Origin of the sequence: Rhizobium jaguaris (assembly GCF_003627755.1) — a bacterium.
GTDB lineage: Bacteria > Pseudomonadota > Alphaproteobacteria > Rhizobiales > Rhizobiaceae > Rhizobium > Rhizobium jaguaris.
Genome location: NZ_CP032694.1, coordinates 3947930 through 3974133 on the forward strand (window position 1 = coordinate 3947930; position 26204 = coordinate 3974133).

Consider the following 26204-nt stretch of genomic DNA (forward strand, 5'->3'; position numbering starts at 1 on the left):
GAGTGCGAAATGAATCGGATCCTGATCACATCAACGCTGCTCGCCGGGTGCTTTCTCGGCGGTACGGCGAATGCAATGCCGACGTTGAAAGCCCGCATGGCGGCAACCGAGCAGAGGCCTGTCCTCGTCGACTATGCCTGCGGTCCCGGCTGGCACCTGACGCAATGGGGCGATTGTCGCCCAAACTATTGGCAACCGACACCCAGGTATGACTATCGCCGCAGCGACTATGGCTGGTACGGCCCTCCCGGCCGGCGCGACCGCGACCCCCCGCCAGGCTGGCGCCACCGTCATCATGAAGACAACGACGACCAGGGCGACGACGACTGACGGAAGCTTTCGACGGCGGCTTGTCTTTTGACATTCGTTCTTCTCAATACCGCCGAGTGGAGGCCGAACTGAAAGGAACGAGTCGTCAAGTCTGTTGGGGAGAGCCCCCGATCACGGTCATGCCGCGTCAAAAGCAGCCTGCAGTTCCACCTGGACCGCGTGCATGAATAAGTGAGCCTGACCAGCTATTTCCTCTTCGGTGGCTCCCTGCCCGCGAAGCGCTGCCGCGAAGCTAGCCATCTTTGACCGCCAAAAAAAGTTCGCCTCCTCACCATGGAGCTTCTGTAAAGCTTCTGCGCAGTGTTTGACATCCCGAATACGCCGATCGGCCGGGAACTGCAGAACAGTCATGATTTCTCCGAGGAATCACCTAAAGGAATGCCTGACACCATCGACGACAATCGTTCGCGTATGGTTAAGGCGCAGATGTTCGCGGTCTGTCAAAACGTGGAATCACGCCGCCCGTTGCCTACGCGTTTTCATCGGAAGTGATCACGGCTTCCTATGAACGAGACCAAACCGGTGCACGTCCTCGCCCCAAAAGCCCCCACCCATCACGAAAAATTTTGATTTTGTGCCACTTCCGTCACCCAGCGACCATTTACAGCCATAATCCTCCCCCCTAAAGGTGTGCAACGCAGCAAAAGGGGGCAGAATGCTTCGTAGACTTTACGACTGGACCATGTCGCTGGCTCGCCGCAAATCGGCGGAAGTTTGGTTGGCCATTATCGCCTTCGTTGAAAGCTCGATCTTCCTCGTGCCCGCCGACGTCTTGTTCCTGCCGATGTCGCTCGCAAAGCCCGAGCGCGCCTGGCGCTATGCGCTGACGGCGACGGTGGCCTCCGTGCTCGGCGGCATTGCGGGCTGGGCGCTCGGCTATTACGCCTTCGAGGCCATCGCCAAGCCGATCCTGATCTTCTACGGCAAGCTCGACGCCTTCAACCAGATGAGCGCCGGCGTCACCTACGGATGGGTCGTTCTGCTGCTCGTCACGTCGGGCCTGGCGCATCTGCCGCCGATCAAGGTGGTCACCATCCTTTCCGGCGTCGCCCACATCAACCTTGGCCTATTCATCATCTCGGCGATCGTCGCCCGCGGCGCCCGCTTCTTCTTCCTGGCCTTCCTGCTGCGCCGTTATGGCGAATCCATCCGGCATTTCATCGAGAAGCGCCTCGGCCAGATCACGATGGCGGTCGCCGCCGTCCTCATTCTTCTTTACATCGTCTTCCACTATGTACTGGCGCACTGACGACGGAGCCCTTGCATGTCCCAGACTTCGACTTCTCGCGCCGGCCTAACCTATTCAGTGCTGCTTACGCTCGGCATGATTATCGTCATCGGCTCGGCGCTCGGCTTCCAATATATCGGCGGCTATATTCCCTGCGCGCTCTGCCTTGAGCAGCGCCAGCCTTATTACTACGGCATTCCGGTCGCGATCGTCGCGGCGCTCACGGCAGCCATGGGCATGCCCTCCTGGATCACCCGCACGCTGCTGGCCATCGCCGGCATAATGATGGTGGTCGGCGGCGGCATCGGCGTCTATCATGCCGGCGTCGAATGGCACTTCTGGGCAGGCCCGACGACCTGCTCGACCACCGCCAGCAGCATGACGCAGAACGCCGGCGACCTGCTGAACGAACTCAGCACGATCAAGGGCCCGTCCTGCACGGAAGCCGCACTTCGCGTCCTGGGCTTGTCGATGGCCGGCTGGAATGTGATCGCCAGCGTCATTCTGGCGGCGATCGCGTTTATGGGTGTGAAGAAGGCTGGTTGATTGAACTGAGGCCTGTCAGGCGAGCGAGCGGCTGTTGCAACTGCGTGCCTGACCCCTCACCCCAACCCTCTCCCCGCAAGCGGGGCGAGGGAGCTTAGCGAGCCGCTAGGATCGCGCTCCACATGATGAGCTTGGTTTCCTGCCCTGTCGTCCCCTCGCCCCGCTTGCGGGGAGAGGGCTAGGGTGAGGGGCCGTGCGCATAAGCGCAACAAAGCGGAACTCGCAAGCACTCCCCCTCATCCGACCCTTCGGGCCACCTTCTCCCCGAGGGGAGAAGGAAATCTTACGGCTGCAGTTCCGTATCCCAGTAGAGATAGTCGAGCCAGCTATCATGCAGATAGTTCGGCGGGAACAGGCGGCCGTTGTTGTGCAGGTCCTGCACGGTCGGCTGATAGGGCTTTTGCGCCGGGAACATTCCTGCCTGCTTCGGCAGCTTGCTGCCCTTGCGCAGATTGCATGGCGAGCAGGCCGCGACCACGTTTTCCCAGGTCGTCTCGCCGCCATGGGCGCGCGGGATGACGTGATCGAAGGTCAGATCGTCATGATTACCGCAATACTGACATTCGAACCGGTCGCGCAGAAAGACGTTGAAGCGGGTGAAGGCCGGGTTGCGGGAGGGCTGAACGTAGGTCTTGAGACAGACGACGCTCGGCAGCCGCATCGAGAAGCTGGGAGACGAAACGGACTGCTCATATTCGGCGATGATATTCACACGGTCAAGGAAAACCGCCTTGATCGCGTCCTGCCAGGACCAGAGCGACAAGGGGTAATAACTCAGCGGTCGATAGTCAGCGTTCAGCACGAGCGCTGGCAGGGACTGCGGCGAGACTGCAATCGTCAAGGAACCCTCCTGATCGATTCGGCATCTGTACCTGTATATTAGGCCGGTTGTTACAGGATTGTGAAGTCCAATAAATTCAGTGCATAGCGGCGATTCTATGAGGCCCGCTGATCAATCGATGGGCAGCGCGTCACGCCGGGTTTTGACGGCGTAATAGGCCCAGAAGAGCCGGGCGGCGACCGAGCGCCAGGGCATCCAAACCGCCGCTTCCCTGGCCAAAACCTTGGGCAAGGGCCTGACATCATGCCCAAACGCCATGCCGACGGCAGCCTGCAAGGCGACATCGCCCACCGGAAACACATCTGCGTGACCGCCGCAGAACATCAGATAGACCTCCGCCGTCCAGGGACCGATTCCCTTGATGGCGGTAAGCTCGGAAAGCGCCTTTTCCGGGCTTTCGGCACTCAGAGAGTGGAGATCGAGGCCGCCATCGACGACGACATCGGCGACGCGCGCCAGCGTGTCGTGCTTGATTAGCGACAGGCCAAAGGCCCGCCACGCATCCGGTTCAAGCTCCGCATAGGCCTTGGCGCTCACTCGGCCCATCCTCGCCATCATCCGCCCCCAGATCGCGTCGGCGCTCGCTCGCGACACGACCTGCGACACGATGATATGGGCAAGCCCCTCGAAGCCCGGTTCGCGCAGGCGCAGCGGCACCGGTCCGGCCTCGGAGACAATCTGCCGCAGGCGCGGATCGAGCTCGACCAGCGCCGCAAGCCCTTCCTGGATATCGTCTTCACCGCGAATGATGTGCATGGCTTCTCGTGGTCCGGGATTAAAATTCGTGGCAGAAGAAAGCATGAACGTGATTCCTCGTCAAAAGCCGATATTCCGTTTCGCGCCGAGCCCGAATGGCCCGCTGCATCTCGGTCATGCGCTGTCGGCGATCCTCAATTATGACATGGCAAGAGAGGCAGGCGGCCGTTTCCTCCTGCGTATCGAAGACATAGATCAAGCCCGCTGCACACCCGATTTCGAAGCGGGCATTTTTGCCGATCTCGCCTGGCTGGGCCTCACCTGGGAGGAACCGGTGCGCCGGCAATCCCTGAATTTCCCGGCCTACCAGACCGCCCTGCAGTCGCTCATCGAGCGCGACCTCGTCTATCCCGCCTTTCTGACGCGCGGCGAGGTGAAGGCACGGGTCGCAGCCGGCGAAGCCGGCGGAAATCCGTGGCCGCGCGATCCGGACGGCACGCCGCTCTATCCGCCCGACGACCGGGCGCGCAGCAACGAGGAAAGGAAGCAATTGCTGGGCTCTGGCCTCAAGCATGCGTGGCGGCTCGACATGGATAAAGCCCTCTCCGAAGTCGGAGGACCGCTCCAGTGGCATGAAAACGGCGATGGCGAGACGGGCGACATCCTCGCCGATCCCTCAGCCTGGGGGGATGTGGTGCTGTCGCGCTCCGATGCGCCGTCAAGCTATCACCTATCCGTGGTCGTCGACGATGCGGCACAGGGCATCACCCATGTCGTTCGCGGTCTCGACCTCTTTCACGCCACCTCGATCCACCGCCTGCTGCAGGCCCTGCTCGGCCTGCCGCAGCCGCTCTATCACCACCACCGGCTGATCCTGGGTGAAGACGGCAAGAAGCTGTCGAAGAGCCAAGGCGACACCGGCATTGCCGAATGGCGCCGGCAGGGCTCATCACCGATGGAGCTTCGCCGCCGCATCGGCCTCTGATTGTTTGTCTGCTTTTTGTTTATCCGCTCCCGGAACGCTTGCTGCCTTGCCGAAAAGTATCCGCCGCACCTTGAACTTCATCAGTGCCGCGTTGATCTCCGCGCCCAGGATGAAGATCACTGCGAGCATGTAGAGGAAGATCAGCACGATCATGACCGAGGCAAGACCGGCATAGGTCGCCGTGTAATTGGCGAAGGTCGCGAGGTAATAGGCGAAGATGAGTGCACCGAGCGACCAGAAGAGCAATGTCAGGAACACGCCTGGGATGACGTCGAGCAGCCGTCGCCGGCCGGCCGCCAGCCACAGATGCAAGATCAGCAATCCGGCGAGCAGCAGGAAGACGGTGCCGTATATGCGCCAGCTGAAGACGACCTCCAGAATATCGGCAAGCCGCGGCACCCACTTCCGCGTATAATCCAATACCAGCGGCACGGCGACCAGCATGATGCTGAGAAGGGCAAAGATCAAAACCGCGATCAGCACATAGCCGAGGCTTGCAAGACGATTGAAATACCAGGGCCGGGTTTCCGGCACGCGGTACGCACGGTTGAGCGAAATGCGCAGCGCCTCGACGCCGTTGGAAGCGAAATAAGCGGCGGCCAGCACGGAGATGGTCAGCAGCCCGCCGCGCGGAATGGTCAGAACCTGCACCACCTGATCCGCCAGCGGCTTGGCGATCGCTTCCGGCCATGTATCGAAAATCAGGTGCACCGCCGTCGAGGAGAATTGGCTGGCGCCGAGGAAGCTTGCAAGCGCCGTGCCGAAGATCAGAAACGGGAAAACAGCCAGCAGCGTCGACAGCGCCACATGGCTTGCCATCGCGAAACCATCGTCCTCGACGAAATGGAAAACTGCGTCGTAGACGACCCTATAGAGCGTACGAACGAATAAAGGCATTCCATCTCCGCTTGGGCCCGGTTCTCGTCCGCCGGTTGTCGATTGTGTCGGGCCTATGAATATGGGAAACGACTCCCGGATTGTACAGGAATCATTCCATGGCACATAAACGCACAATCATCGTGACGGGTTGCTCTTCCGGCATCGGCGCATTCTGCGCCCGTGCGCTGAAGGCCGATGGTTGGCGCGTTTTCGCAACCGTGCGCAAGGAGGCGGACCGTGCCTCCCTCGAAGCCGACGGAATCGAAACGCTGCTGATGGACTACACCCAACCGGAAACGATCTCCGCCTTGGCCGCGACCGTGCGCGAACGGACCGGCGGCCGCATCGATGCCCTGTTCAACAATGGCGCCTACGGCCAGCCCGGCGCGGTCGAAGACCTCTCCACGGATGTGCTTCGCGAACAGTTCGAGACGAATTTCTTCGGCTGGCACGAGCTGACGCGGCAGGTGATCCCGCTGATGCGCAGGCAAGGCCAAGGCCGCATCGTAAACGTATCCTCTATTCTCGGCCTGATTCCCTATCGCTTTCGCGGCGCTTACACGGCTTCGAAATTCGCGCTGGAGGGCCTGACGATCACGCTCAGGATGGAGCTGCAGGACAGCGGCATCCATGTGAGCCTGATCGAACCCGGCCCGATCGACACCCGTTTCACCGCCAATGCGCTCGCCAAGATCGGGGAACATGTCGATCTCGAGCATTCGGCTCATGCGGCCGAATATCGGCGACAATTGGCGCGGCTGAATGGCACAGGCCCGGTCAACAGGCATAAAATGGGACCCGAAGCGGTCTATGACGTGTTAAAATCCGCATTGAATGCCAAAAATCCGCGCCCGCATTATGTTGTGACCCTACCCGCAAAACAGGGCGTTCTTCTGAAAAGGCTGTTGCCGGCTAACCTTTTCTATCGTCTGATGCGCCGGTTGGATTGAAAGACGAAAGCCCGAAGCAATGTCTACCGTTACCTATATCGCCGCCGTCATCGTCATGGGCCTGGTCGTGATCGTCCTCGTCCGCGGCCTGTTCAACATGATGAAGGGTGACAATCCAAATCTCTCGAACCGGCTGATGCAGCTTCGCGTGCTGCTGCAGGCAATCGCTGTTATCCTGATCATGCTGACGCTGTGGCTGACCGGCGGCGGCCGTCCGAGCTGATTGCGGGATCAAGATGGTCAAGCTCAACAAGATCTACACCAAGACCGGTGACGACGGTACGACGGGCCTCGTTTCCGGCCCGCGTCGGCTGAAGAACGATCTGCGCGTGGAAGCCTACGGCACGATCGACGAAACCAACTCCGCCATCGGCGTCGCGAGGCTGCACACCACCGGCGTGTCTGAACTCGATGCCATGCTGATGCGCATCCAGAACGACCTTTTCGATCTCGGCGCTGATCTCTCGACGCCGCAAACGGACGAGCCACTCTCTTACGAGCCGCTACGCATTGTCGACAGCCAGGTCGAGCGCATCGAACAGGATATCGACAGGCTCAATGCCGATCTCGAGCCGTTGAGATCCTTCATTCTGCCCGCCGGCAGTCACGCCTCAGCGCATCTCCATTTCGCCCGCACGATCGCGCGGCGCGCAGAGCGGCTGATGGTGGCCCTGGCTCGCAGCGAGGGCGAGCAGGTGAGCCCGACAGCAATGAAATACATCAACCGCCTCTCGGATTTCCTGTTTGTCGCCGCGCGCCATGCGAATGATCACGGGCGCGCCGATGTGCTGTGGGTTCCAGGGAAGAATCGATAGGTAGGGCAAACCAGTTCTAACAACAGCCGATCACATTGACGTTGACGTCAACGTTATTTATGTCCTTAAAGCAATTTGCCGCTCTGCGACATGGAAGCGTTGTAATTGGGGAAAAAACGCGTATCCATGTCGCCATTCGACAAACGGAGCGGCGCTGAACAGGCCATGTTCTTTGGGCGCAGTGTTGAAGGAAGGATTCCATGAAGATTCTCGTCCCCGTGAAGCGGGTTGTTGATTACAACGTCAAGATACGCGTGAAGCCGGATGGCTCGGGCGTCGAGCTTGCGAATGTGAAGATGTCGATGAACCCGTTCGACGAGATTTCGGTTGAGGAAGCGCTGCGGCTGAAGGAAGCCGGCAAGGCCGAGGAAGTGGTTGTCGTCTCGATCGGCCCGGCCAAGGCGGAAGAAACGCTGCGCACCGCGCTTGCCATGGGCGCCGACCGCGCGATCCTGGTCGAGACCGACGATGCCGTCGAACCGCTGGCCGTGGCCAAGATCCTCAAGGGCGTTGCGGATGCCGAACAGCCGGGCCTGATCATCGTCGGCAAACAGGCGATCGACGACGATTCGAACCAGACCGGCCAAATGCTGGCAGCCCTGCTCGGCTCGGCGCAGGCAACCTTTGCCTCGAAGATCGAGATCGGTGATGGCAAAGCGACCGTGACCCGCGAAGTCGACGGCGGCCTGCAGACGATCGAGATCAAGCTTCCGGCCGTGGTCACCACCGATCTGCGCCTCAACGAGCCGCGCTACGCCTCGCTGCCGAACATCATGAAGGCGAAGAAGAAGCCGCTCGACAAGAAGGCGCCTGCCGACTTCGGCGTCTCGACGACACCGCGCTTGAAAGTATTGAAGACGGAAGAGCCGGGCGGCCGCAAGGCGGGCGTCAAGGTCAAGTCGGTCGCCGAGCTTGTCGAAAAGCTTAAAGTCGAAGCCGGCGTGCTCTGAGAATCCAGAAAGGGAGATATTACCATGACCATTCTTCTTCTGGCTGACCACGACAATTCAAGCCTTTCCGACCAGACCGCCAAGGCGCTGACGGCAGCTTCCAAGATCGGCAGCGATATCCATGTGCTCGTCGCCGGCAAGGACGCCAAGGCCGCCGCCGATGCCGCCGCGAAACTTTCCGGCGTTTCCAAGGTGCTGCTGGCCGAAAGCGACGAGCTTGCCAACAATCTCGCCGAGCCGCTCGCCGATCTCATCGTGTCGCTGGCGGCAGGCTACGACACCATCATCACGGCGGCCACCTCGGTCGGCAAAAACGTCATGCCGCGCGTGGCAGCCCTGCTCGATGTCGCCCAGGTTTCGGAAATCATCGAGGTGATCTCTGCCGATACCTTCAAGCGTCCGATCTATGCCGGCAACGCCATCCAGACGGTGCAGGCGACCGACGCCAAGAAGGTCATCACCGTGCGCACGGCCTCTTTCGCCTCGGCCCCAGACGGCGGCTCGGCCGCTGTCGAGGCGATCCCGGCGGTGGCCAATCCCGGCCTTTCGACCTTCGTCAAGGACGCGCTGTCGACGTCCGATCGTCCGGAACTGACCTCGGCGAAGATCATCATCTCCGGCGGCCGCGCCCTCGGTTCGGCGGAAAAGTTCCGCGAGGTTATCCTGCCGGTGGCCGACAAGCTCGGTGCCGCCGTCGGTGCATCGCGCGCCGCCGTCGATGCCGGCTACGCGCCGAACGACTGGCAGGTGGGCCAAACCGGCAAGGTCGTCGCACCGCAGCTCTATATCGCCTGCGGCATTTCCGGCGCCATCCAGCATCTGGCCGGCATGAAGGATTCGAAGGTCATCGTCGCCATCAACAAGGATGAAGAGGCCCCGATCTTCCAGATCGCCGACTACGGCCTGGTCGCCGATCTCTTCGAGGCCCTGCCGGAACTCGAAAAGGCGCTGTGATCGCGCTGTTTGGTCTCTTTCGCAGTTGCGAAAGACTGGAAAATTGTCCTTTATGGAGCTATCAATCTTGCCGGGCTGGAAAGAGTCCGGCAAATTTATGACGAAAAGCATGGCGCGCCATCAAGAACGTGCCGCCGGGGAGTTGGCAATGAGTTCGCTGAAGACGATCGGTATTATCGGCGCAGGCCAAATGGGCTGCGGTATTGCCCACGTGTCCGCCATGGCCGGTTACAAGGTTCACATCTACGATCTGTCGCAGGATCGTATCGAGAGCGGCCTTGCCACCATCAACGGCAACCTTGCCCGCCAGGTCGCTTCCGGCAAGACCAGCGACGAAGACCGCAAGGCGGCGCTGTCGCGCATCACCGGTTCCGCCGATCTCAACGATCTCGCCCAAGTCGACCTCGCCATCGAGGCCGCGACCGAAGACGAAACCGTCAAGCGGAAGATCTACGCTCAGGTCTGTCCGGTCCTGAAGCCCGAGGCGATCCTCGCCACCAACACCTCATCGCTGTCGATCACGCGGCTTGCATCCGCGACCGACCGGCCGGAGCGCTTCATGGGCATTCACTTCATGAACCCGGTGCCGGTGATGAAGCTGGTGGAGCTGGTGCGCGGCATCGCCACCGAGGAATCGACCTTCTCCTCCGCGAAGGAATTCGTCACCTCGCTGGAAAAGACGATCACGGTGGCCGAAGACTTCCCGGCCTTCATCGTCAACCGCATCCTGCTGCCAATGATCAACGAGGCGATCTACACGCTCTATGAAGGCGTCGGCACCGTCGATGCCATCGACACCGCCATGCGGCTCGGCGCCAACCACCCGATGGGTCCGCTGCAGCTCGCCGATTTCATCGGCCTGGACACCTGCCTGTCGATCATGCAGGTGCTGCATGATGGCCTGGCGGATTCGAAATACCGCCCCTGCCCGCTGCTGGTGAAGTACGTGGAAGCAGGCTGGCTCGGCCGCAAGTCCGGCCGCGGCTTCTATGACTATCGCGGTGAAACTCCGATTCCGACGCGATAAATACCCTCGCCCCACCGGGGAGAGGGTCGCGCGATAGCGCGGGGTGAGGGGGCGTTACCGGTAAGATCGCGCTTCTTTGCCTGATCGACCTGTCCGAATATGACGTGCCACCCCCTCATCCGCCCTCTCAGGCACCTTCTCCCCGAGGGGAGAAGGGGAAGATGCCTCACCGTCGATCAGCAGCGTCACCGGCTGCCGAAACCGATGCGCGGTACTCGGTCGCGCGCCGCTCCAGAAGCTGCTCAAACGACTGTTTGATTCTCTTCACATGCGGCGTCTTGTATTCAAAGCGCTCATTGTGAAGGTGAATCAGCATCGAGGCGTTGACCTCGAAAATCACCACCCTGCCCTCAGAATCGAGTGAACAGTCGATACCAAAATAATCGAGACCGATCTGGCGGCGGATGGCATCGAGGGCAGCCATGCCTTGTGGCCCGAAAACGCTGCCGGGGTCGTTGAGAAAGGCCTCTTCCTCCTTGCGCATCCACTCGACGTCGGACATGCGCGTCGTGACATGATGCACCTTCCAGCCATCACCGATGGCCAGATGATAAGGAAGTGTCTCATCTCCAATGAAGAGGAAGCGGTACTTGCGGAAAAGCCCGTCGGGTGAACTGTAGTCGACGAAATCCGTCAGATAGAGGGCCTGCTCTCCGGCCTCCTCGGCAAAGCTTAGCAGGGCGTCGGCATCCGCCACCAGTTCCATCATATCGCCGCCATGCTTACCAGTATGACGCACGATCAACGGAAAGGTACCGGTATCGCCGTCCCGCACCCGGCGCCGCAGATCTTTCGCCTCGATCCGAATAGTCACCGGCATGACCGCGCTCGCAACATGGCTCAGGCGGCGCGAGATGGATTCGCGATCCGTCGCCAGCATCAGCCGCGGGTGATTGACGACCGGCCTTTCCAGGGAATCTGCGACATCGATAGCCGAAGCTATCACATCGAGCCCAAAGTCGGTTTCCGAAACGAGATTGACGACGACATCAACTCGATCGCTGCGAACTTGCGGGTCATTGCGATAACCACGCAAGATAAAGATCACCTCCGTGTCGAAGTAACTGTCTCTGATCAGATCCTCATAAGGCGTGTTGCCAGCTTCGGGTGAGAAGAGCAGGAGCACTCGAAACTTTGCGGGCTTCCTTGCCGCAGGATAGTTGCGGACCACGCCCATCTCGGCGACTGTCAGAAAACAAACATGCGCAGCCGCCGGATTTCCAAGCTTGAGCTCAAACTTTCCGCAAAGTATCAGTGCTTCGCGATCAGTCGGCTCGACACGCAGCGCCCGTTGAGCAGTGGCTAGGCCCTCGCGCCAACGCCCGGTCGCCTCCAGCGCTTGCGCCTTGTTGCAGAGGCAGTGGAAATCCTCCGGAAAGCGAGACAATCCTCTGTCATAGGCTGCTATTGCCCTGTCGAAATCGCCGGATTTCTGGAGAAGATCTCCAAGCCGCGACCACGATGTCGCGTCCTCGGGCGACTGATGGCAGTTGCGCAAAGCTTCCTGTATGGCATCTGGCACATTCCGCAGCGACTCGATGACTTGGCTGCGCTTGGAAAGAGCCTGGCTATAGTCGCTCTTGAGAGCGATTGCCCGCTCGAGACTCGAAAGCGCTTCGACCGATCGCCTCAGCTCCTGAAGCACAGCCCCCTGGTGGTACCAGGACGCCGCGTCGTCCGGCTGCGCGGCAACCACGCTCTCGTAGCACAGCAGCGCCCGTGTAAAATCGCCGGCATTTTGACATGCCATGCCAAGGCCGGACATCGCATGCACGTAATCGGGTTTGAGGCTGAGCGCTGTTTCGAACCACAAGATGGCATCCTGCGGCCTGCCGACATTCAGCAGCAAAAAACCCAGTGTGTTGCATGCAAGCGGTTCGCGGCTGACAAGCTCGCCAGCCGATAGAAACACATTGATAGCGTCCTCGTAACGACCGGCCCCCATCAAGGTCGCAGCCTGGACCAGGATGGAGGGAAGCGCTGATGCGTCGGGCGAAGGATAGGCTGGAGACTGGCTCATCTGGATCGATTTTCAAACAGAGAATCGGTTGGGCGATTGTTCCAGCCTCTCAGACGAGCCTTACCCGAGGATGACCCCTATTCGATCAGTTCCAGATCTCGCGTCTCACGATCCGCACAAACGGCCTCACAGCGCTGCTGCAGCCTTGATCAGGTTCTTTGCATCGTCGCTGTCCCACGCGGCTGGACCGTTCATCGCCGAGACGAGGCAGCCCTTGTCATCGATCAACAACGTCACCGGCAGACCGAAGGCGAGGCCCTGTTTCTTCAGTGCGTTGAAGACCCCCATGGTGCTGTCGCGATAATAACCGAGCTTGTCGATGCCGTAATCGGCGCGAAACGCCTTCGGCTTTTCGTCGTCGCCGGTGTCGATATTGACGGCAACGACCTCGAATTTGTCATTGCCCATACTTTTCTGCAGCGCATTCAGCGCCGGCATTTCCTCGCGACAGGGCACGCACCATGTCGCCCAGACGTTCAGCAGCAGCGTCTTGCCGGAGAAATTGCTGAGCGACAGCGGCTGGCCGTCCGGTCCTTTGAAGGAAACATTCTGCAGCGAGATCGGCGCTTGCGGCGCAGCCATTGCGGCGACCTGCCCCTTGGTGAACGGTGTCAGAGCCGCAGCGCGCTCCTTTGCCGTCTCACACTGTCCGGACGAGGCCATTTCACCGACGCCATTGCCATACCCCGCCTCCTTCACGTATACCGCTGCCGCACCGGCGACGATCCCGGCGACGGCGGCAAGCAGAACGAGTTTCACGGACGGCAGACCGAACGGCTTCTTTGCTGTCATTTCATTCTCCAGGTAGGCATCTCATGGCTGACGGCACGGACACCAAATCCTCCAACCAGATGTGGGGCGGACGCTTCGCCTCCGGCCCCGCGGCAATCATGGAGGAGATAAATGCATCGATCGGTTTCGACAAGAAGCTGTTTGCGCAGGATATCCGTGGCTCGATCGCCCATGCCGCCATGCTTGCTCATCAAGGCATTATTTCGACAGAGGATAAAGACAAGATCGTTCACGGGCTGAACACGATCCTGTCAGAAATCGAAGCCGGCAATTTCGAATTTTCCCGCCGCCTCGAAGACATCCACATGAATGTCGAAGCGCGGCTCGCGACCCTGATCGGTCCCGCTGCCGGACGGCTGCACACGGCCCGTTCGCGCAACGACCAGGTGGCGCTCGATTTCCGCCTTTGGGTCAAGGAAGAGCTGCAGAAATGCGAACAGGCGCTGACCGAGCTGATATCAGCTTTCCTCGACCGCGCCGAAGAGCACGCTGAAACCGTGATGCCCGGCTTCACCCATCTGCAGACCGCACAGCCGGTCACTTTCGGCCATCACTGCATGGCCTATGTGGAAATGTTCGGCCGCGACCGCTCGCGCGTGCGCCATGCCATCGAACATATGGATGAGTCACCCATCGGCGCCGCGGCACTCGCAGGCACTGGCTTCCCGATCGACCGCCACATGACGGCCAAGGCGCTCGGCTTCCGCGAGCCGACCCGCAACTCGATCGACACCGTCTCCGACCGCGATTTCGCCATCGAATTTCTGTCGATCGCCGCCATCGCCGGCATGCACCTGTCGCGGCTCGCGGAAGAGATCGTCATCTGGTCGACGCCGCAGTTCGGCTTCGTGCGCCTGTCCGACGCCTTCTCGACCGGCTCCTCCATCATGCCGCAGAAGAAGAACCCGGATGCGGCCGAACTGGTGCGCGCCAAGACCGGCCGCATCAACGGTTCACTGGTCGCGCTTTTGACCATCATGAAAGGCCTGCCGCTCGCCTATTCCAAGGACATGCAGGAAGACAAGGAACAGGTGTTCGACGCGGCCGAAAGCCTGGAGCTGGCAATTGCGGCCATGACCGGCATGGTGCGCGACATGACGATCAATACCGCCCGCATGAAGGCCGCCGCCGGCTCCGGTTATTCGACAGCGACCGACCTCGCCGATTGGCTGGTGCGCGAAGCGGGCCTGCCTTTCCGCGATGCTCACCACGTCACCGGCCGCGCCGTTGCGCTCGCCGAGAGCAAATCCTGCGATCTCGCCGAACTCTCGCTCGAAGAACTGCAGGCGATCAACCCGGCAATCACGGCCAAGATCTTCGACGTTCTGACCGTCGAAGCTTCCGTCGCCAGCCGCAAAAGTTACGGCGGTACGGCGCCGTCGGAAGTGCGCAAGCAGATCGCCTTCTGGCGCGCCCGCAACTGAGCAAATAGCGCAAAACACAATCAAACAATCAGGGTGCACAAGCCCCGGAAACTTCGCTATGAAGGACTGCTTCAGCGTTTGTCGCCCAAGAGGATTTCGATGCAGATCAACATGCCGCACATCATCCGCCTGACCGTCGTGCTTTCGGTCATCGGCCTTGCCGTCGTCGGATGTGGCCGCAAAGGCGAACTCGATCCGCCGAGCGCGGCAGCGACCAAGGGCGGCGACGTCAACAAGCCGGCAAAACAGCCGGGCACCGAAGACAAGAAGTTCTTCCTCGACCCACTTCTGTAAGGCCTCGACCGTGAATCACTTTCAATACCGCGACGGCATTCTCTATGCCGAGGACGTTCCCGTTCCCGAGATCGCCAAGGCTGTCGGCACGCCTTTCTATGTCTATTCGACGGCAACGCTCGAACGTCATTATCGTGTCTTCTCCGAAGCCTTCGGTGATGTCGATGCCATGGTCTGCTACGCGATGAAGGCCAATTCCAACCAGGCGGTGCTGAAGACGCTCGGCCGACTCGGCGCCGGCGTCGACGTCGTTTCCGTCGGCGAACTGCATCGCGCCCTGGCCGCTGGCATCCCCGCAAACCGCATCATGTTCTCCGGCGTCGGCAAGACCGCTCAGGAGATGGATGTCGCCCTCGAAGCCGGCATCTACTGCTTCAACGTCGAATCCGAACCAGAACTGGAAGTGCTGAACCAGCGCGCCATTCGCGCCGGCAAAATCGCTCCCGTCTCGTTCCGTATCAATCCGGACGTCGATGCCCGTACGCACGCAAAGATTTCGACCGGCAAGAAGGAAAACAAGTTCGGTATTTCCTGGGAGCGTGCCCGCGCCGTCTATGGCCGCGCCGCCAGCCTGCCGGGCATCAAGGTCACCGGCATCGACATGCACATCGGCAGCCAGATCACCGAGCTGCAGCCCTTCGAGGATGCCTTCAAGCTGTTGCGCGATCTCGTCGAGACGCTGCGCGGCGATGGTCACGATATTCATCACGTCGATATCGGCGGCGGCCTTGGCATTCCCTACCGCGACGACAACAACCCGCCGCCGGTCCCGGAAGCCTATGCCCATATCGTCAAAAACCAGCTGCGCGATCTCAATTGCAAGATCGTCACCGAGCCCGGCCGCCTGATCGTCGGCAATGCCGGCATCCTCGTGACGGAAGTCATCTATGTGAAGGACGGAGGCCATAAGACCTTCGTCATCGTCGACGCCGCCATGAACGACTTGATCCGCCCGACGCTATACGAGGCGTATCACGAAATTCGTGCCGTCGAGATCACCGCTGCCAATGCCCCACGCATCAAGGCCGATGTCGTCGGCCCGGTCTGCGAAACCGGTGACTATTTGGCCCTCGACCGCGAAATGGCGATGCCGAAGCCCGGCGATCTCCTGGCCATCAGCTCCGGCGGCGCTTACGGTGCGGTACAGGCCGGCACCTATAACAGCCGACTTCTGGTGCCTGAGGTGCTGGTTAAAGGCGGCGACTTCCACGTCATTCGGCCGCGCAAGACCTATGAAGAGCTGATCGGCCTCGATTCGATCCCGGCCTGGCTCAGCGCATAATTTCGGAAATCGGAACCGATTATCAGATGGAATTTGTCCATCACGCCCAGCCAACCGGCTTGATCACGTTTCGGCGAAATCCGATGAAAAACTGGCCTTGCCCTCGTCTTCGCCACAAAGAATGTTATCTTCTTGTGACGGGCGTCTCGCCGGGCGCCGTGATTGCGGGCGCATCGGACGCCCTATCGTCTCCAACGGGCAGATAGCCATCAACGTCAGATCGGGGAGAAAACCGGACCGATGATCAGCCCCAGCAGTCCAAAGAAGGGCGCTTTCGCCACCCGTCCGGCGCTGGCGCGGCTGGTTGCGGTCAAGCGTCTCTTTGCGCGGCTGGTATTGATCTCGGAACAGATCCTACCCCTGCTGTTGGTGCCGCTTTCCATCCTTGCCCTTTTCGTCTCGGCTGCCTGGTTCGGTATTTTCCGCATCGCGCCGGATGCGCTACGCTACGCCCTGCTCGCCGTTTTCGCCGTCGCCTTCGCCGTCTCCGTCTTCCCGTTCCGCCGCCTGCGCTGGCCAACGGTTGGTGAAGCCGACCGGATGCTCGAGGAGCGCAATGGCCTCGCTCACCAGCCAGTCACCGTGCAGGAAGACGAGCCGGCTGTCGACACGCCCTTCGGCCGGGCGCTGTGGCAGGAGCACCAGACCCGCATGGCGGCACGGATCGCGGCTCTGGACGCCGGCTTGCCGCGCCCTGACATCGCCCGCTACGATCGCTTCGCGTTGCGCACCATCCCGGCACTGCTGCTAGTGACGGCTTTCAGCTTCTCCATGTCCAACGGCGGCGGCTCGCTGAGCGATGCTTTCACCGCTCCAGCCGCGACGTCGAGCAATCCCGACGTTCGCGTCGATGCCTGGGTGACGCCGCCTTACTATACCGGCGAAGCACCGGTGTATTTGACCGGCAGTGCTGCAAACACGGGCGATAGCGTCAACGTACCGCAATTCTCCGAACTCACCGTGCGCGTCACGGGCGTCTCGACGGATGAAAAAGTACTGTTCCAGGCCGCTGGCAGCGACACGGACGCCGAGATCCCCGAGCAAGTCGCGGATGCCGGCAAGCAGACGCCGGCAAACGGCAATGCCGCCCCGCCGCCGGCCGTGCAGCCGGTGTCCGCTACCGGCACCGCTTCGGCCGGCGCCGACGCGATGATTGCCCGCACTCATGTGCTGAAACTCGAAAAAGGCGGCAAACTGACCGTCAACGGCAAGTCCTGGTCTTTCAAAGTGGTCACCGACAAGCCGCCGGAAATAACCTTCGACGGCATCCCGCACGCAATGCCCAACGGCGCACTCGAAATCGGCTTCAAAGTCAAGGACGACTACGGCGTTGAGGAAGCCCATGCCGAAATCGTGCCCGTCGACACCGATCCCAAGGCCACGCCGCTTTACGGTTTACCGGAATATAAGCTCGAAATTTCGCGTCGCGACCGCCGCAACGGCAAGGGGCTGGCAAACCACGACCTGACGCAGGACCCGCTTGCCGGCCAGCAGGTGCGCATCACCCTCGTCGCGCGCGACGGCGCCGGCCAGACCGGGCGCAGCGCGCCCTATGAAATGACCCTGCCCTCGCGCAATTTCAGCGAGCCTCTTGCCGCAGCCGTTGCCGAAGAACGCCAGGTTTTCGCGCTGGACACCCGCAAGATGCCGGAGGCGATCGAACTCAATCAGTCGCTGGCGATCCGGCCGGATGAAACGATCCCGGATCTCGGCAACTACCTGCTGATCCAATCGGCGCTGACACGCATGAAGCTCGCCAGCGGCGATGTCGCTCTGAAGGATACTGCCGACTACCTCTGGCAGATCGCGCTCGGCATGGAAGACGCGCAACTGACCGATGCGGAGAAGGCCCTGCGCGACGCGCAACAGAAGCTCTCCGACGCCCTGCAGCGCAATGCGCCCGACGCGGAAGTCAAGAAGCTGATGGACGAGCTGCGCAAGGCGATGAACAACTATATGAAGGAACTCGCCGAGCGCATGAAGAACATGCCGGCGCAGCCCAACCAGAGGTCGGCCAATATCCTGCGCCAGCAGGACTTGCAGCGGATGATGGACCAGATCGAGAATCTGGCCCGCTCCGGCAATCGCCAGGCGGCGCAGCAGATGCTGTCTGAGCTGCAGCAGATGATGAACAGCCTCCAGGCCGGCAGGCCGCAGCGCGGCCAGAACCAGCAGCAGAACGAAGCAAACGACAAGATGCGCCAGCAGATGGATAAGCTCGGCCGCATCCTGCGCGACCAGCAGAAGCTGATGGAGCAGACCTTCAAGCTGGACCAGGCCATGCGCGACCGCATGCAGCGCGGCGATCCCAACGAGGATGGTGACGACGCGCTGAACCAGCCGATGCCTGGCCTGAACGATCCGACACAGCCGGACATGGGGCAGCAGGATCAGGGCCAACAGGATCGGCAGCAAGGCCAGAATCAGCAGGGCCAGAATCAGCAAGGTCAACAACAGGGTCAAAAGCAGCAGGGCGACAATCAGACGGATAACATGACTGCCGATCAGCTACGCGATGCGCTGAAGCAATTGCGCCAGCAGCAGGATGAACTCGGCAAGCAGCTCGGCGAACTGCAAAAAAACCTGGGCTCAATGGGCATGAAGCCGAATCAGAATTACGGCAAGGCCCAACAGGAAATGAAAGGCGCCTCCGGAGATCTCGCCCAGGGTAATGGCGAAGCCGCCGTGCAGGGCCAAGGCCGCGCGCTCGACGCGCTGCGCAAGGGCACGCGCGATATGATGAACCAGCTTATGGCGCAGATGCAACAGCAGCAGGGACAAGGCCAGGGCCAGCAGCAAGGTCAGGCCGGCCAGGGTAATCAGAACGGCCGTGATCCGTTGGGCCGGCAACGCAGCGATGGCAATTTCTTTGATGAGACCAACGAAAACAAAATACCGGACACCATAGATCCACAGCGCGCTCGCGAAATCCTTGACGCCATCCGCGAGCGACTGAGCAACAATCCGTCTCTATCCGAAGAACGGCGCTATCTGGAGCGCCTGCTGGATACCGGGCAGTAAAAACCCACACCACCTCCGCCGATCCGGCGAAGGTTCTTTCCTGCCATTTGCGATCAGGCAGCCAGCGCGCGGGCAACCGCCTTGCGGATATCCGGCAGGGCGAAGGGCTTGGCGACGACATCGACGATCTTTTCCATGAGGTCGTCGGCGCGTTCGCGCTGCTCGGCATAGCCGGTCATCAGCAGGATCTTCATACCGGGGCAAGTCGAGGCAGCCTGATGCGCCAGTTCGATACCGTCCATAACCGGCATGCGGATATCGGAGAGCAGCAGGTCGTAAGCTCCCTGCTTCAGTTTTTCCAGACCTTCGGCGCCATCGGCCGCCTCTTCGGTTTCGTGGCCGTCCAGGCGCAACGCGCGGGCGACAAAGGTGCGAAGAGAGTCCTCGTCTTCCGTAATCAAAATTTTTGCCATGGTCTTGCTCCGTGGTCCGTCATGTTCCGCGACCGAAATCACCAGAATTCCGTTTGCGATCGGTAAACGACGGCGGTGCGATCCGGCTCCGTGGTTAATGAGTCGTCATCGCTGGAGCAAATTGGGACAGCTTGCGCAGGCATTGAATTGTCCCAAAACCGGCGGCCATTTTTGGGGGCCGATGCCTCATGCGTCCCCGGTAACGACACCCACGAAGGGCAGCTCGCGGAAGGCGTAAGCAACGTCCATGCCGTAGCCGACGACGAAATAGTCGGGGCATTCGAAACCGACATAATCGGCCTCCAGCTCTTCCTGGCGCTTGACGCTCTTGTCGAGCAACACCGCGAGCGTGACGTTGCGGGCGCCGCGCTCGTAGAGCAACTCCTTGGCGAACCGCAGCGTGCGGCCGGATTCCAGAATGTCGTCGATCAACAGCACATCGCGATCCCTGACATCGCTGTCGATGTCCTTGACGATGCGTACACCCTGAGAGACCGTTCCTGCCCCGTAGCTCGAGAGCGTAATGAATTCGACTTCCGGCGCCAGCCCCGTCTCATGCAGCGCGCGTAGCAGGTCGGCGGCGAAAATGAAGGAGCCCTTGAGGATCGCGATGACAAGGAGATCCTTCGTCGGCCCGCTGGCGATTTCCTTCGCCATGGCGCGATTGCGCTCCGCAATCTGCTCGGCGGTGAAAAGCGGCTCGATATTTTTCCCGCGTACGACAGGCATTGATTGGCATGCTCCATGGCTGTTGCGGCGCTTGTCCGCTGATCAAGCTTTAGCCCGTAGCACAATCACGAAGGCCGACACACCCCCTAAGGCATAAAGGAAAGGCGAACATCCGGCATTTTTCCACCGGGATGCTGTAATCGCGTGGAAAATCCGCGGCTTTCATGCGGTCCGATGCGGTTCACCGGCGGGTTCACCACAACACTTGTCAGCAATTGACCGCCGGAGAAGATATCCGCGCGGACAGGCGGCACTGAGAGTGTGGCGCCTGTTTCGTTCTCGATGATGCCGTTGACGGTGAGCACCCGCATGCCGTTTTCGTCGCGCGGTGTCAGCGTCACATGGGAGAACTGCAGCGGCTCCAACGTCGCCTGTGCCTGTGTGCCGGACAGCCCCGAGAAACCTCCGGCAAGACCGAAGACCAGGATGGCGAGAGCAGCGATGAGTGCCACGAAGCTGCGGCGCGAGGCCTGCTGCAGCCAGTCCTCGGCAAGACGCAGACCGACGAGTGCATGAAGGAGGGTACCTTTGGGAGCCGGCGACGGCTGCTGTCCGGATCGAGAAGCACCCTCGCCGGCGATGTTGGCCGAGGCATTCTTGATGCGGCTGGGGATGACCGTCACGAACTCGGCATCCACAACATCCGGCTTCGGCCCGAGGCGGCGTGACAGTCCCGAACCCAATCCGCGCTCGGGCGGCAGCAGGTCATAGATCAATCCCGCCTGTTGGCGGTGGCGAAAAGCGCCCATGACGATCTCCCTTTCCGGTGATCCACATGGTTTCCACGCCCACCTAAATTCTGGGCATTGAAACGAATCCTGCCCAGTCGTAAATTTTATTAGTTAATGCTTCGCAAAGATCGCCATGAATCGGGCGCCTTTCCAGCAAAATTTACCGGCTGTTAACGCCGTTGGTTAACAAGTCACCTGATTGAACACTGCGGAAGACTGGACACCCGTTGATTCATTTTGAGAACGTCGGTTTGCGTTATGGTATGGGTCCGGAAATCCTCCGCGACCTGACCTTCGACATTCCGAAGAAATCGTTCCAGTTCCTGACGGGCCCCTCGGGCGCCGGCAAGACAACGTTGCTTCGGCTGCTCTTCATGTCGCTGCAGCCGACCCGCGGGCTGATCCGCATGTTCGATCGCGAGATTTCTTCGATCCCGCGCAACGAACTGCCACTGCTGCGCCGCCGCGTCGGCATCGTCTTTCAGGATTTCCGGCTGCTGGAGCATCTCACGACATACGAAAACGTCGCCCTGCCGCTCCGCGTGCGTGGCAAGGAGGAAAGTTCCTATCGCACCGACGTATTGGAACTATTGAAATGGGTCGGCCTCGGCGAACGCATCAATGTGTTGCCGCCAGTGCTGTCGGGCGGCGAGAAGCAGCGCGCCGCCATCGCCCGCGCGCTGATCGACCGTCCGGAGATCCTGCTTGCCGACGAACCGACCGGCAATGTCGATCCACCCATGGCCAGACGACTGCTCAACCTGTTCCTCGAACTCAATCGCCTTGGTACGGCGGTCGTCATCGCCACGCACGACCTCACCCTCATGGATCAGATCGAGGCGCGGCGCATGATTTTATCGGGAGGGCATCTCGATATCTATGACTGAGCCCGCCCCCCGCAGGAGAGCCCCGAACGCCGGGGCCACCAACAACAAGGAAAGACCCGTCGCAACTGCGCCGGAGAGGAGACGGCCGGAAATGCGCGTGCGCCCGACCGGGCCGATCGTGCCCTCCTCCAATATCCAGGGCAACGCCCTGATCGTCGTCATCGCCATCATGGCTTTCCTGGCCTGTCTGACACTCGGCGCCGTCAGCATGGTGCGTTCGACGGCGGCAAGCTGGGAAAGCCAGATTTCCCGCGAAATCACCATCCAGATCAAGCCGGACGACAATCTCGACATGGACAAGGCGCTCGCCAGCGCCCGCGACATCGCGCTCGGTTTCGTCGGCACCAAAAGCGGCCAAATCGTCGACGAGGCGGCGACGGCTCGCCTGCTCGAACCCTGGCTTGGCGCCGGCCTCGACCTCAAGGAACTGCCCGTCCCGCGATTGGTGATCATTACTATCGACGAGACGCATCCCCCTGATTTTGAGGCGATGCGCAACCTTCTCAAGGATCAGATTCCGCAGGCGTCACTCGATGATCACCGCACCTGGGTCGATCGGCTGGTTTCGATGGCGCACACCACCGTCCTCATCGGCACCGGCGTCCTGCTGCTGGTGTTCACCGCCATGGTACTGACCGTGGTTTTCGCCACGCGCGGCGCGCTCTCCAGCAACCGCCACATCGTCGAAGTGCTGCATTTCGTCGGCGCCGAGAGTACCTTCGTCGCCACGGAATTCCAGAAGCATTTCCTGAAGATCAGCCTGAAGGGCTCGGCCGCGGGCAGTGCGCTTGCCGCCCTTTTCTTTGCCAGTGCCGGCTTTCTGCAAAGCCGCACGATCGCCACGCCGCAGACCGACCAGGCGACGGCCCTGTTCGGCACATTTTCGGTCGGCGCACTCGGCTATCTCGGCATTCTCGCCACCATGATCATCATCGCCCTGCTCACCACGGTCACGGCTCGTTTCACCGTCATGCGCACCATCTACGAGATCGATTTGATCCGCTCGGACCCGGGGAGGAGCGAAAGTGTGCAGAACTGACGCTACGGCAATGATTTTTTTCGATTTAGTGGCCCGTTCCTTGCCGCAATTTGCGGATAATGACGAATCATGAGCATGGAAATGACGACTCGCAAGACCGTGAGTTCGCAGACACTGCAGGAAGGCTCCTGCGGCGTCAGGCCCGTGCGGCGCAGTCTTTTCCGTCGCCTTCTGCGCTGGGGCGGCTTCGGCTTTATCTTCCTCGTCGCCATCGTTTTCGGCGGCTTCCTGCATTTCGCCGATTCGATCACTACACTGAAGCCGCCTCCGGAACCGAAGGCGGATGCCATCGTCGTGCTGACCGGCGGCTATCAGCGCATCGACCAGGCGGTGGAACTGCTGCGCACCGGCGCCGGCAACCGGCTGTTGATCTCAGGCGTCCATCCGACCACCACGCCGTCGCAAATCCGCAAGCTGACCCAAAGTCCCGTCAGTCTCTTCAATTGCTGCGTCGATATCGGCTACGATGCCATCGACACGATCGGCAATGCCCGTGAGGCCGCGAAGTGGATCCACGCCAAGGGTTACAAGAGCATATTGGTGGTGACCAACAACTATCATATGCCGCGCAGCCTGGCTGAGCTGAAATATGTCGATCCAGCCACGGATTTCATTCCCTACCCGGTGGTCAATTCCGATCTCAAGACCAAGAACTGGTTCACCGATCCCAATGCGCTGCGCACCATGGTCTCCGAATATGCCAAGGTTCTCCTCGCCGGCGCCCGCAATCTCACGGGCCTTGGACGCCCGCTCGGCCTGCGCTCTCGCGAACCGGGCGATGATCCGGGCTGAGATATTCGACGGCACGTGAGACTGACTTTTTATTGACAGCGTAATCGTGTAGGCAAGGCTTAGATGCCGGCGAAAGCCTGCGTGTTGGGAAAGCCTTGATGATTACCTTGCGTTCGATCCTGTTCAATACGATCTTCTATGCCAACCTGATCATTCGCATGATCGTGCTCTCACCCATCTATTTCCTGATGCCGCGCAAGGCCGCCTATGCGATCCCCAAAGCCTGGGCGAAATCCAGCGTCTGGCTGATGAAGAAAATCGTCGGCACCACCTGCGAAATCGAGGGCCTGGAAAATATTCCCGCCGGCAGCTACATCTTCGCCCCGAAGCATCAATCCTTCTGGGATACCTTCGCACTGCTGCCTTATCTCGACGATCCCGTATACATTCTGAAGCGGGAGCTGATGTGGATTCCGCTGTTCGGCTGGTACGCCAAGAAACAGCGCATGATCCCGGTCGACCGCAGCGCCCGCGGCAAGGTGATGTTCGATGTGTTGAAGCGCACGCGGGAAGAGCTTTCCAGCGGCCGCCAGTTGATTATCTATCCCGAGGGTACCCGCCGTCCCCCGGGCGCCGAGCCGGTTTACAAATATGGCATCGCCCGGATGTATCGCGATCTGAACATTCCCGTGGTCGCGGTGGCCATGCATCCCGGCCTCTTCTGGCCGCGCCGCACCTTCCGTAAATATCCCGGCCATTTCAAAGTCCGCATCCTGCCGCCGATCCCGCCGGGCTTGGACCCGGACGCATTCTTCGCACGATTGATGGAGGAGACAGAAAAGGCGAGCGACGAATTGCTGGTCGAAACCATCGCCAACAATCCGCATCTGCCGGTCCCGCCGACGGCGGCGCAGCGCCTGGCGGAGATTGCCAAGGCGAAGGTGGCAGCCACGGTTTAAGACGCTTCCCGCATCCGCTCGATCTCGCCCGCCACCTGCTCAAGCCATTGATCGCGAATCCTCATTTCGCGGAGATGCGTCAGCGTGTTGAAGACATAGGCATCGTTTGGCCCGGATTGGCCGATGGCGGATTCGACGATGCGCGCGGCCGCCGTAGCATCGAGCGCTCCGGCATATTGCTGGTGGTTGCGGTCAACGACATAAGCGACGGCGGTCACCCTCCGGCCATCCACAAGGCGAATCGGCAGCCTCTTTTCCAAATAGACGTTGGTGACTAGCTCTCTTTCGCGTAGATAAGCCAGCACGTCATCCCGCTCGGCAGCGGCTATGCTGAATGCCATGCCGCGGCAGGAGCCGCCGCGATCGAGGCCAAGCACCAGACCGGGCTTGCCTCCGTGCCGCGATGGACCCAGGAATGGACGCAAAGGGAGCGGCGATAGCCGAAAATCAGCGCCTCTGCTTTTTCAACATAGCTAAACCCCGGATTCCACATGAGCGATCCGTAGCCAAACACCCAAAATTCGTCCATATCCAACGCCAAATCACTGTGAACACCTCGGTTCAACCATTGGAGAACAACATGGCAGCGTCAAGCCAGAGCGTGGCGTCCGGCAAAGGCAAACGCATGTGGCTCATCGGGCTGGGGCTGATCGTAGTCCTCGCCGCGCTTTACACCGGCGGCTGGTTTTATGCGACCACCGTGGTGAAGGCGACCGTGTTGAAGGCGCTTGGCCAGCAGAACGCCGCAGGCATCTCGGGCGAATGCACCGACATGGGTTTCAGCGGCTTTCCCTTCGCCATTGGCCTCTCCTGCGCCAAGGTGACGGTTGACGATCATGTGAAGGGCGTTTCCGCCTCTTTCGACAATCTGCATGCGTCGGCGCCAGTCTATCAGCCGAACCATGTCGGATGGAACCTGAAGTCGCCGGCGGAATTCCGCACCGCGCAAGGCCTGACGGTGTCGGCCGAATGGACCAACCTGCAATCCAATCTCGTTGCCAAGGGCCGCGGCATCTCGCAGAGCGAGACCGTCATCGATGGGCTGAAGGCCAGCATCCTCTCCTCCTTCACCGGACAGAGCGCCGATGTGACCGCTGCCCACACAGAAATGCACGCACGCCAGAACGGCGACGACCTGGAGCTTGCGATCGGCATCCAAAACGCCAATGCAGTGATCAAGGATTTTCCGCAGACGCTGCCGACAGCATCGACAAGTGCCGATATCACCTTGACCGGCAAGGCCGGCTTGCTCGACGGCACCGATGGGCACGGCCTCTATGGTACAGCTGGCGTTCTCCGTCAGGTAACGATCGATATCGGCGACGGCCGCGTCATGACCCTTACCGGCCCCTTCAATTTCGACGATCAGGGCTTTCTCTCCGGCAAGTTCAAGCTGGAGATCAATCAGATCGAGCCGTGGGGAGAAAGCTTGAAAGCAACGATCCCGTCAGCCAAAAACATGATCGACACCGCCACTAAGCTCCTGAAATCGCTCGCAGCTGGCGGCGACAAAGTCTCCGTCGACCTCACCGCCGATCGTGGACGCCTGTCGCTGAGCGGCTTCATCCCGCTTGGGAAGATTCCGCCCCTTTGAGAATCAACACCTTCGCCCCAGCGGGGAGAAGGTGGACATGAACGGCGGAGTGAAACGAGGCCGAGAGTGGCCGGATGAGGGGGCTT

General features: G+C 60.6%; 28 protein-coding genes and 1 pseudogene. 19 read left to right on the forward strand and 10 right to left on the reverse strand.

Features of this window, described 5'->3' with window-relative positions:
• Positions 1 to 9: 9 nt before the first annotated feature.
• On the forward strand, positions 10 to 330 hold the full coding sequence (locus CCGE525_RS19215) for a GCG_CRPN prefix-to-repeats domain-containing protein (RefSeq protein WP_120705675.1): 321 nt from the start codon (positions 10 to 12) through the stop codon (positions 328 to 330).
• Between the two features lie 117 nt (positions 331 to 447).
• Here CCGE525_RS19215 and CCGE525_RS19220 read toward each other — a convergent pair whose 3' ends face one another.
• Positions 448 to 681, reverse strand: coding sequence for a DUF6074 family protein (locus CCGE525_RS19220; RefSeq protein ID WP_120705676.1), 234 nt, complete (start codon positions 679 to 681; stop codon positions 448 to 450).
• 304 nt (positions 682 to 985) lie between these two features.
• Between CCGE525_RS19220 and CCGE525_RS19225 the strand changes: the two genes are divergently transcribed.
• Positions 986 to 1579 carry a YqaA family protein gene (locus CCGE525_RS19225; RefSeq protein WP_120705677.1) on the forward strand — a complete coding sequence of 198 codons (594 nt, stop codon included), beginning with the start codon at positions 986 to 988 and terminating at the stop codon, positions 1577 to 1579.
• A gap of 15 nt (positions 1580 to 1594) precedes the next feature.
• The gene (locus tag CCGE525_RS19230; RefSeq protein ID WP_120705678.1) at positions 1595 to 2104 is read left to right on the forward strand and encodes a disulfide bond formation protein B; all 510 of its coding nucleotides are present in this window, start codon (positions 1595 to 1597) and stop codon (positions 2102 to 2104) included.
• A 283-nt stretch (positions 2105 to 2387) separates the two neighbouring features.
• Here the strand turns inward: CCGE525_RS19230 and CCGE525_RS19240 are convergent, their stop codons facing one another.
• Together CCGE525_RS19240 and CCGE525_RS19245 are read right to left on the reverse strand one after the other, a co-directional pair.
• A complete protein-coding gene (locus CCGE525_RS19240) occupies positions 2388 to 2945 on the reverse strand; it encodes an HNH endonuclease (protein WP_120705679.1) in 558 nt (185 codons plus the stop codon).
• Positions 2946 to 3056: 111 nt separating this feature from the next.
• Positions 3057 to 3746 (reverse strand): DNA-3-methyladenine glycosylase family protein, encoded by a 690-nt coding sequence (locus CCGE525_RS19245; RefSeq protein ID WP_205587405.1) that lies wholly within the window; start codon positions 3744 to 3746, stop codon positions 3057 to 3059.
• On the opposite strand from CCGE525_RS19245, the gene gluQRS reads away from it, so the two are divergent.
• Positions 3745 to 4626 (forward strand): tRNA glutamyl-Q(34) synthetase GluQRS, encoded by an 882-nt coding sequence (gluQRS, locus tag CCGE525_RS19250; protein WP_120705681.1) that lies wholly within the window; start codon positions 3745 to 3747, stop codon positions 4624 to 4626. The genes CCGE525_RS19245 and gluQRS overlap by 2 nt on opposite strands.
• On the opposite strand, the gene CCGE525_RS19255 is transcribed toward gluQRS, so the two are convergent.
• Entirely contained in the window at positions 4591 to 5523 is a 933-nt protein-coding gene (locus tag CCGE525_RS19255) for a YihY/virulence factor BrkB family protein (protein ID WP_120705682.1), read from the reverse strand. The genes gluQRS and CCGE525_RS19255 overlap by 36 nt on opposite strands.
• A 98-nt stretch (positions 5524 to 5621) precedes the next feature.
• On the opposite strand from CCGE525_RS19255, the gene CCGE525_RS19260 reads away from it, so the two are divergent.
• From CCGE525_RS19260 to CCGE525_RS19285, 6 genes are all read left to right on the forward strand, one after another.
• The gene (locus CCGE525_RS19260) at positions 5622 to 6455 is read left to right on the forward strand and encodes an SDR family oxidoreductase (RefSeq protein ID WP_120705683.1); all 834 of its coding nucleotides are present in this window, start codon (positions 5622 to 5624) and stop codon (positions 6453 to 6455) included.
• A 19-nt stretch (positions 6456 to 6474) separates the two neighbouring features.
• Positions 6475 to 6678, forward strand: coding sequence for a twin transmembrane helix small protein (locus CCGE525_RS19265; RefSeq protein WP_120705684.1), 204 nt, complete (start codon positions 6475 to 6477; stop codon positions 6676 to 6678).
• Between the two features lie 13 nt (positions 6679 to 6691).
• Entirely contained in the window at positions 6692 to 7270 is a 579-nt protein-coding gene (locus tag CCGE525_RS19270) for a cob(I)yrinic acid a,c-diamide adenosyltransferase (RefSeq protein WP_120705685.1), read from the forward strand.
• A 200-nt stretch (positions 7271 to 7470) separates the two neighbouring features.
• Positions 7471 to 8220, forward strand: a complete 750-nt coding sequence (locus tag CCGE525_RS19275; protein WP_120705686.1) for an electron transfer flavoprotein subunit beta/FixA family protein — start codon at positions 7471 to 7473, stop codon at positions 8218 to 8220.
• Positions 8221 to 8244: 24 nt separating this feature from the next.
• Positions 8245 to 9174: an electron transfer flavoprotein subunit alpha/FixB family protein gene (locus CCGE525_RS19280; protein WP_120705687.1), complete on the forward strand. Its 930-nt coding sequence runs from the start codon at positions 8245 to 8247 to the stop codon at positions 9172 to 9174.
• 148 nt (positions 9175 to 9322) lie between these two features.
• Complete coding sequence (locus tag CCGE525_RS19285; RefSeq protein WP_120706499.1) at positions 9323 to 10201, forward strand: 3-hydroxybutyryl-CoA dehydrogenase; 879 nt, start codon at positions 9323 to 9325, stop codon at positions 10199 to 10201.
• Between the two features lie 166 nt (positions 10202 to 10367).
• Here the strand turns inward: CCGE525_RS19285 and CCGE525_RS19290 are convergent, their stop codons facing one another.
• Both CCGE525_RS19290 and tlpA read right to left on the reverse strand, forming a co-directional pair.
• Positions 10368 to 12221: a tetratricopeptide repeat protein gene (locus CCGE525_RS19290; protein ID WP_120705688.1), complete on the reverse strand. Its 1854-nt coding sequence runs from the start codon at positions 12219 to 12221 to the stop codon at positions 10368 to 10370.
• Positions 12222 to 12347: 126 nt separating this feature from the next.
• Entirely contained in the window at positions 12348 to 13013 is a 666-nt protein-coding gene (gene tlpA / locus CCGE525_RS19295; protein WP_120705689.1) for a thiol:disulfide interchange protein TlpA, read from the reverse strand.
• A 23-nt stretch (positions 13014 to 13036) separates the two neighbouring features.
• Here tlpA and argH point away from each other — a divergent pair, with 23 nt between their 5' ends.
• From argH to CCGE525_RS19315, 4 genes are all read left to right on the forward strand, one after another.
• Positions 13037 to 14437, forward strand: coding sequence for an argininosuccinate lyase (gene argH, locus CCGE525_RS19300; protein ID WP_120705690.1), 1401 nt, complete (start codon positions 13037 to 13039; stop codon positions 14435 to 14437).
• A 99-nt stretch (positions 14438 to 14536) separates the two neighbouring features.
• Positions 14537 to 14731 carry an LPS translocon maturation chaperone LptM gene (lptM, locus tag CCGE525_RS19305; protein ID WP_120706500.1) on the forward strand — a complete coding sequence of 65 codons (195 nt, stop codon included), beginning with the start codon at positions 14537 to 14539 and terminating at the stop codon, positions 14729 to 14731.
• A gap of 10 nt (positions 14732 to 14741) precedes the next feature.
• Complete coding sequence (gene lysA / locus CCGE525_RS19310; RefSeq protein WP_120705691.1) at positions 14742 to 16013, forward strand: diaminopimelate decarboxylase; 1272 nt, start codon at positions 14742 to 14744, stop codon at positions 16011 to 16013.
• A 240-nt stretch (positions 16014 to 16253) separates the two neighbouring features.
• Positions 16254 to 19034, forward strand: coding sequence for a TIGR02302 family protein (locus CCGE525_RS19315; protein WP_120705692.1), 2781 nt, complete (start codon positions 16254 to 16256; stop codon positions 19032 to 19034).
• 53 nt (positions 19035 to 19087) lie between these two features.
• Here the strand turns inward: CCGE525_RS19315 and CCGE525_RS19320 are convergent, their stop codons facing one another.
• The 3 genes from CCGE525_RS19320 to CCGE525_RS19330 all read right to left on the reverse strand — a co-directional run bounded on the left by CCGE525_RS19320 (position 19088) and on the right by CCGE525_RS19330 (position 20925).
• Positions 19088 to 19447: a response regulator gene (locus CCGE525_RS19320; RefSeq protein ID WP_104824522.1), complete on the reverse strand. Its 360-nt coding sequence runs from the start codon at positions 19445 to 19447 to the stop codon at positions 19088 to 19090.
• 186 nt (positions 19448 to 19633) lie between these two features.
• Positions 19634 to 20176, reverse strand: coding sequence for a hypoxanthine phosphoribosyltransferase (gene hpt / locus CCGE525_RS19325; protein ID WP_120705693.1), 543 nt, complete (start codon positions 20174 to 20176; stop codon positions 19634 to 19636).
• Positions 20177 to 20262: 86 nt separating this feature from the next.
• On the reverse strand, positions 20263 to 20925 hold the full coding sequence (locus CCGE525_RS19330; protein ID WP_120705694.1) for a hypothetical protein: 663 nt from the start codon (positions 20923 to 20925) through the stop codon (positions 20263 to 20265).
• A gap of 209 nt (positions 20926 to 21134) precedes the next feature.
• Here CCGE525_RS19330 and ftsE point away from each other — a divergent pair, with 209 nt between their 5' ends.
• From ftsE to CCGE525_RS19350, 4 genes are all read left to right on the forward strand, one after another.
• On the forward strand, positions 21135 to 21794 hold the full coding sequence (gene ftsE, locus CCGE525_RS19335) for a cell division ATP-binding protein FtsE (RefSeq protein WP_028754819.1): 660 nt from the start codon (positions 21135 to 21137) through the stop codon (positions 21792 to 21794).
• A gap of 91 nt (positions 21795 to 21885) precedes the next feature.
• On the forward strand, positions 21886 to 22833 hold the full coding sequence (locus CCGE525_RS19340; protein ID WP_120705695.1) for a cell division protein FtsX: 948 nt from the start codon (positions 21886 to 21888) through the stop codon (positions 22831 to 22833).
• 75 nt (positions 22834 to 22908) lie between these two features.
• Positions 22909 to 23625 (forward strand): YdcF family protein, encoded by a 717-nt coding sequence (locus CCGE525_RS19345; RefSeq protein ID WP_120706501.1) that lies wholly within the window; start codon positions 22909 to 22911, stop codon positions 23623 to 23625.
• A 98-nt stretch (positions 23626 to 23723) separates the two neighbouring features.
• The gene (locus CCGE525_RS19350) at positions 23724 to 24524 is read left to right on the forward strand and encodes a lysophospholipid acyltransferase family protein (RefSeq protein WP_120705696.1); all 801 of its coding nucleotides are present in this window, start codon (positions 23724 to 23726) and stop codon (positions 24522 to 24524) included.
• Here CCGE525_RS19350 and CCGE525_RS19355 read toward each other — a convergent pair.
• A pseudogene (locus tag CCGE525_RS19355) lies at positions 24521 to 25053 on the reverse strand (gamma-glutamylcyclotransferase). The gene CCGE525_RS19350 and the pseudogene CCGE525_RS19355 overlap by 4 nt on opposite strands.
• 51 nt (positions 25054 to 25104) lie before the next feature.
• On the opposite strand from CCGE525_RS19355, the gene CCGE525_RS19360 reads away from it, so the two are divergent.
• The gene (locus CCGE525_RS19360; protein WP_120705697.1) at positions 25105 to 26118 is read left to right on the forward strand and encodes a DUF2125 domain-containing protein; all 1014 of its coding nucleotides are present in this window, start codon (positions 25105 to 25107) and stop codon (positions 26116 to 26118) included.
• Positions 26119 to 26204 lie beyond the last annotated feature (86 nt).

What these genes read in the sequence shown, in the direction of transcription:
- CCGE525_RS19360 (WP_120705697.1), top strand. Translation starts at nt 25,105, where the DNA reads ATGGCAGCGTCAAGCCAGAGCGTGGCGTCCGGCAAAGGCAAACGCATG.
- argH (WP_120705690.1), top strand. Translation starts at nt 13,037, where the DNA reads ATGGCTGACGGCACGGACACCAAATCCTCCAACCAGATGTGGGGCGGA.
- CCGE525_RS19270 (WP_120705685.1), top strand. Translation starts at nt 6,692, where the DNA reads ATGGTCAAGCTCAACAAGATCTACACCAAGACCGGTGACGACGGTACG.
- CCGE525_RS19320 (WP_104824522.1), bottom strand. Translation starts at nt 19,447, where the DNA reads ATGGCAAAAATTTTGATTACGGAAGACGAGGACTCTCTTCGCACCTTT.
- tlpA (WP_120705689.1), bottom strand. Translation starts at nt 13,013, where the DNA reads ATGACAGCAAAGAAGCCGTTCGGTCTGCCGTCCGTGAAACTCGTTCTG.
- CCGE525_RS19230 (WP_120705678.1), top strand. Translation starts at nt 1,595, where the DNA reads ATGTCCCAGACTTCGACTTCTCGCGCCGGCCTAACCTATTCAGTGCTG.
- CCGE525_RS19350 (WP_120705696.1), top strand. Translation starts at nt 23,724, where the DNA reads ATGATTACCTTGCGTTCGATCCTGTTCAATACGATCTTCTATGCCAAC.
- CCGE525_RS19345 (WP_120706501.1), top strand. Translation starts at nt 22,909, where the DNA reads ATGGAAATGACGACTCGCAAGACCGTGAGTTCGCAGACACTGCAGGAA.
- CCGE525_RS19245 (WP_205587405.1), bottom strand. Translation starts at nt 3,746, where the DNA reads ATGCTTTCTTCTGCCACGAATTTTAATCCCGGACCACGAGAAGCCATG.
- lptM (WP_120706500.1), top strand. Translation starts at nt 14,537, where the DNA reads ATGCAGATCAACATGCCGCACATCATCCGCCTGACCGTCGTGCTTTCG.
- CCGE525_RS19280 (WP_120705687.1), top strand. Translation starts at nt 8,245, where the DNA reads ATGACCATTCTTCTTCTGGCTGACCACGACAATTCAAGCCTTTCCGAC.
- CCGE525_RS19290 (WP_120705688.1), bottom strand. Translation starts at nt 12,221, where the DNA reads ATGAGCCAGTCTCCAGCCTATCCTTCGCCCGACGCATCAGCGCTTCCC.
- CCGE525_RS19220 (WP_120705676.1), bottom strand. Translation starts at nt 681, where the DNA reads ATGACTGTTCTGCAGTTCCCGGCCGATCGGCGTATTCGGGATGTCAAA.
- CCGE525_RS19215 (WP_120705675.1), top strand. Translation starts at nt 10, where the DNA reads ATGAATCGGATCCTGATCACATCAACGCTGCTCGCCGGGTGCTTTCTC.
- CCGE525_RS19260 (WP_120705683.1), top strand. Translation starts at nt 5,622, where the DNA reads ATGGCACATAAACGCACAATCATCGTGACGGGTTGCTCTTCCGGCATC.
- CCGE525_RS19275 (WP_120705686.1), top strand. Translation starts at nt 7,471, where the DNA reads ATGAAGATTCTCGTCCCCGTGAAGCGGGTTGTTGATTACAACGTCAAG.
- CCGE525_RS19265 (WP_120705684.1), top strand. Translation starts at nt 6,475, where the DNA reads ATGTCTACCGTTACCTATATCGCCGCCGTCATCGTCATGGGCCTGGTC.
- CCGE525_RS19225 (WP_120705677.1), top strand. Translation starts at nt 986, where the DNA reads ATGCTTCGTAGACTTTACGACTGGACCATGTCGCTGGCTCGCCGCAAA.
- gluQRS (WP_120705681.1), top strand. Translation starts at nt 3,745, where the DNA reads ATGAACGTGATTCCTCGTCAAAAGCCGATATTCCGTTTCGCGCCGAGC.
- CCGE525_RS19340 (WP_120705695.1), top strand. Translation starts at nt 21,886, where the DNA reads ATGCGCGTGCGCCCGACCGGGCCGATCGTGCCCTCCTCCAATATCCAG.
- hpt (WP_120705693.1), bottom strand. Translation starts at nt 20,176, where the DNA reads ATGCCTGTCGTACGCGGGAAAAATATCGAGCCGCTTTTCACCGCCGAG.
- CCGE525_RS19255 (WP_120705682.1), bottom strand. Translation starts at nt 5,523, where the DNA reads ATGCCTTTATTCGTTCGTACGCTCTATAGGGTCGTCTACGACGCAGTT.
- CCGE525_RS19330 (WP_120705694.1), bottom strand. Translation starts at nt 20,925, where the DNA reads ATGGGCGCTTTTCGCCACCGCCAACAGGCGGGATTGATCTATGACCTG.
- CCGE525_RS19315 (WP_120705692.1), top strand. Translation starts at nt 16,254, where the DNA reads ATGATCAGCCCCAGCAGTCCAAAGAAGGGCGCTTTCGCCACCCGTCCG.
- CCGE525_RS19285 (WP_120706499.1), top strand. Translation starts at nt 9,323, where the DNA reads ATGAGTTCGCTGAAGACGATCGGTATTATCGGCGCAGGCCAAATGGGC.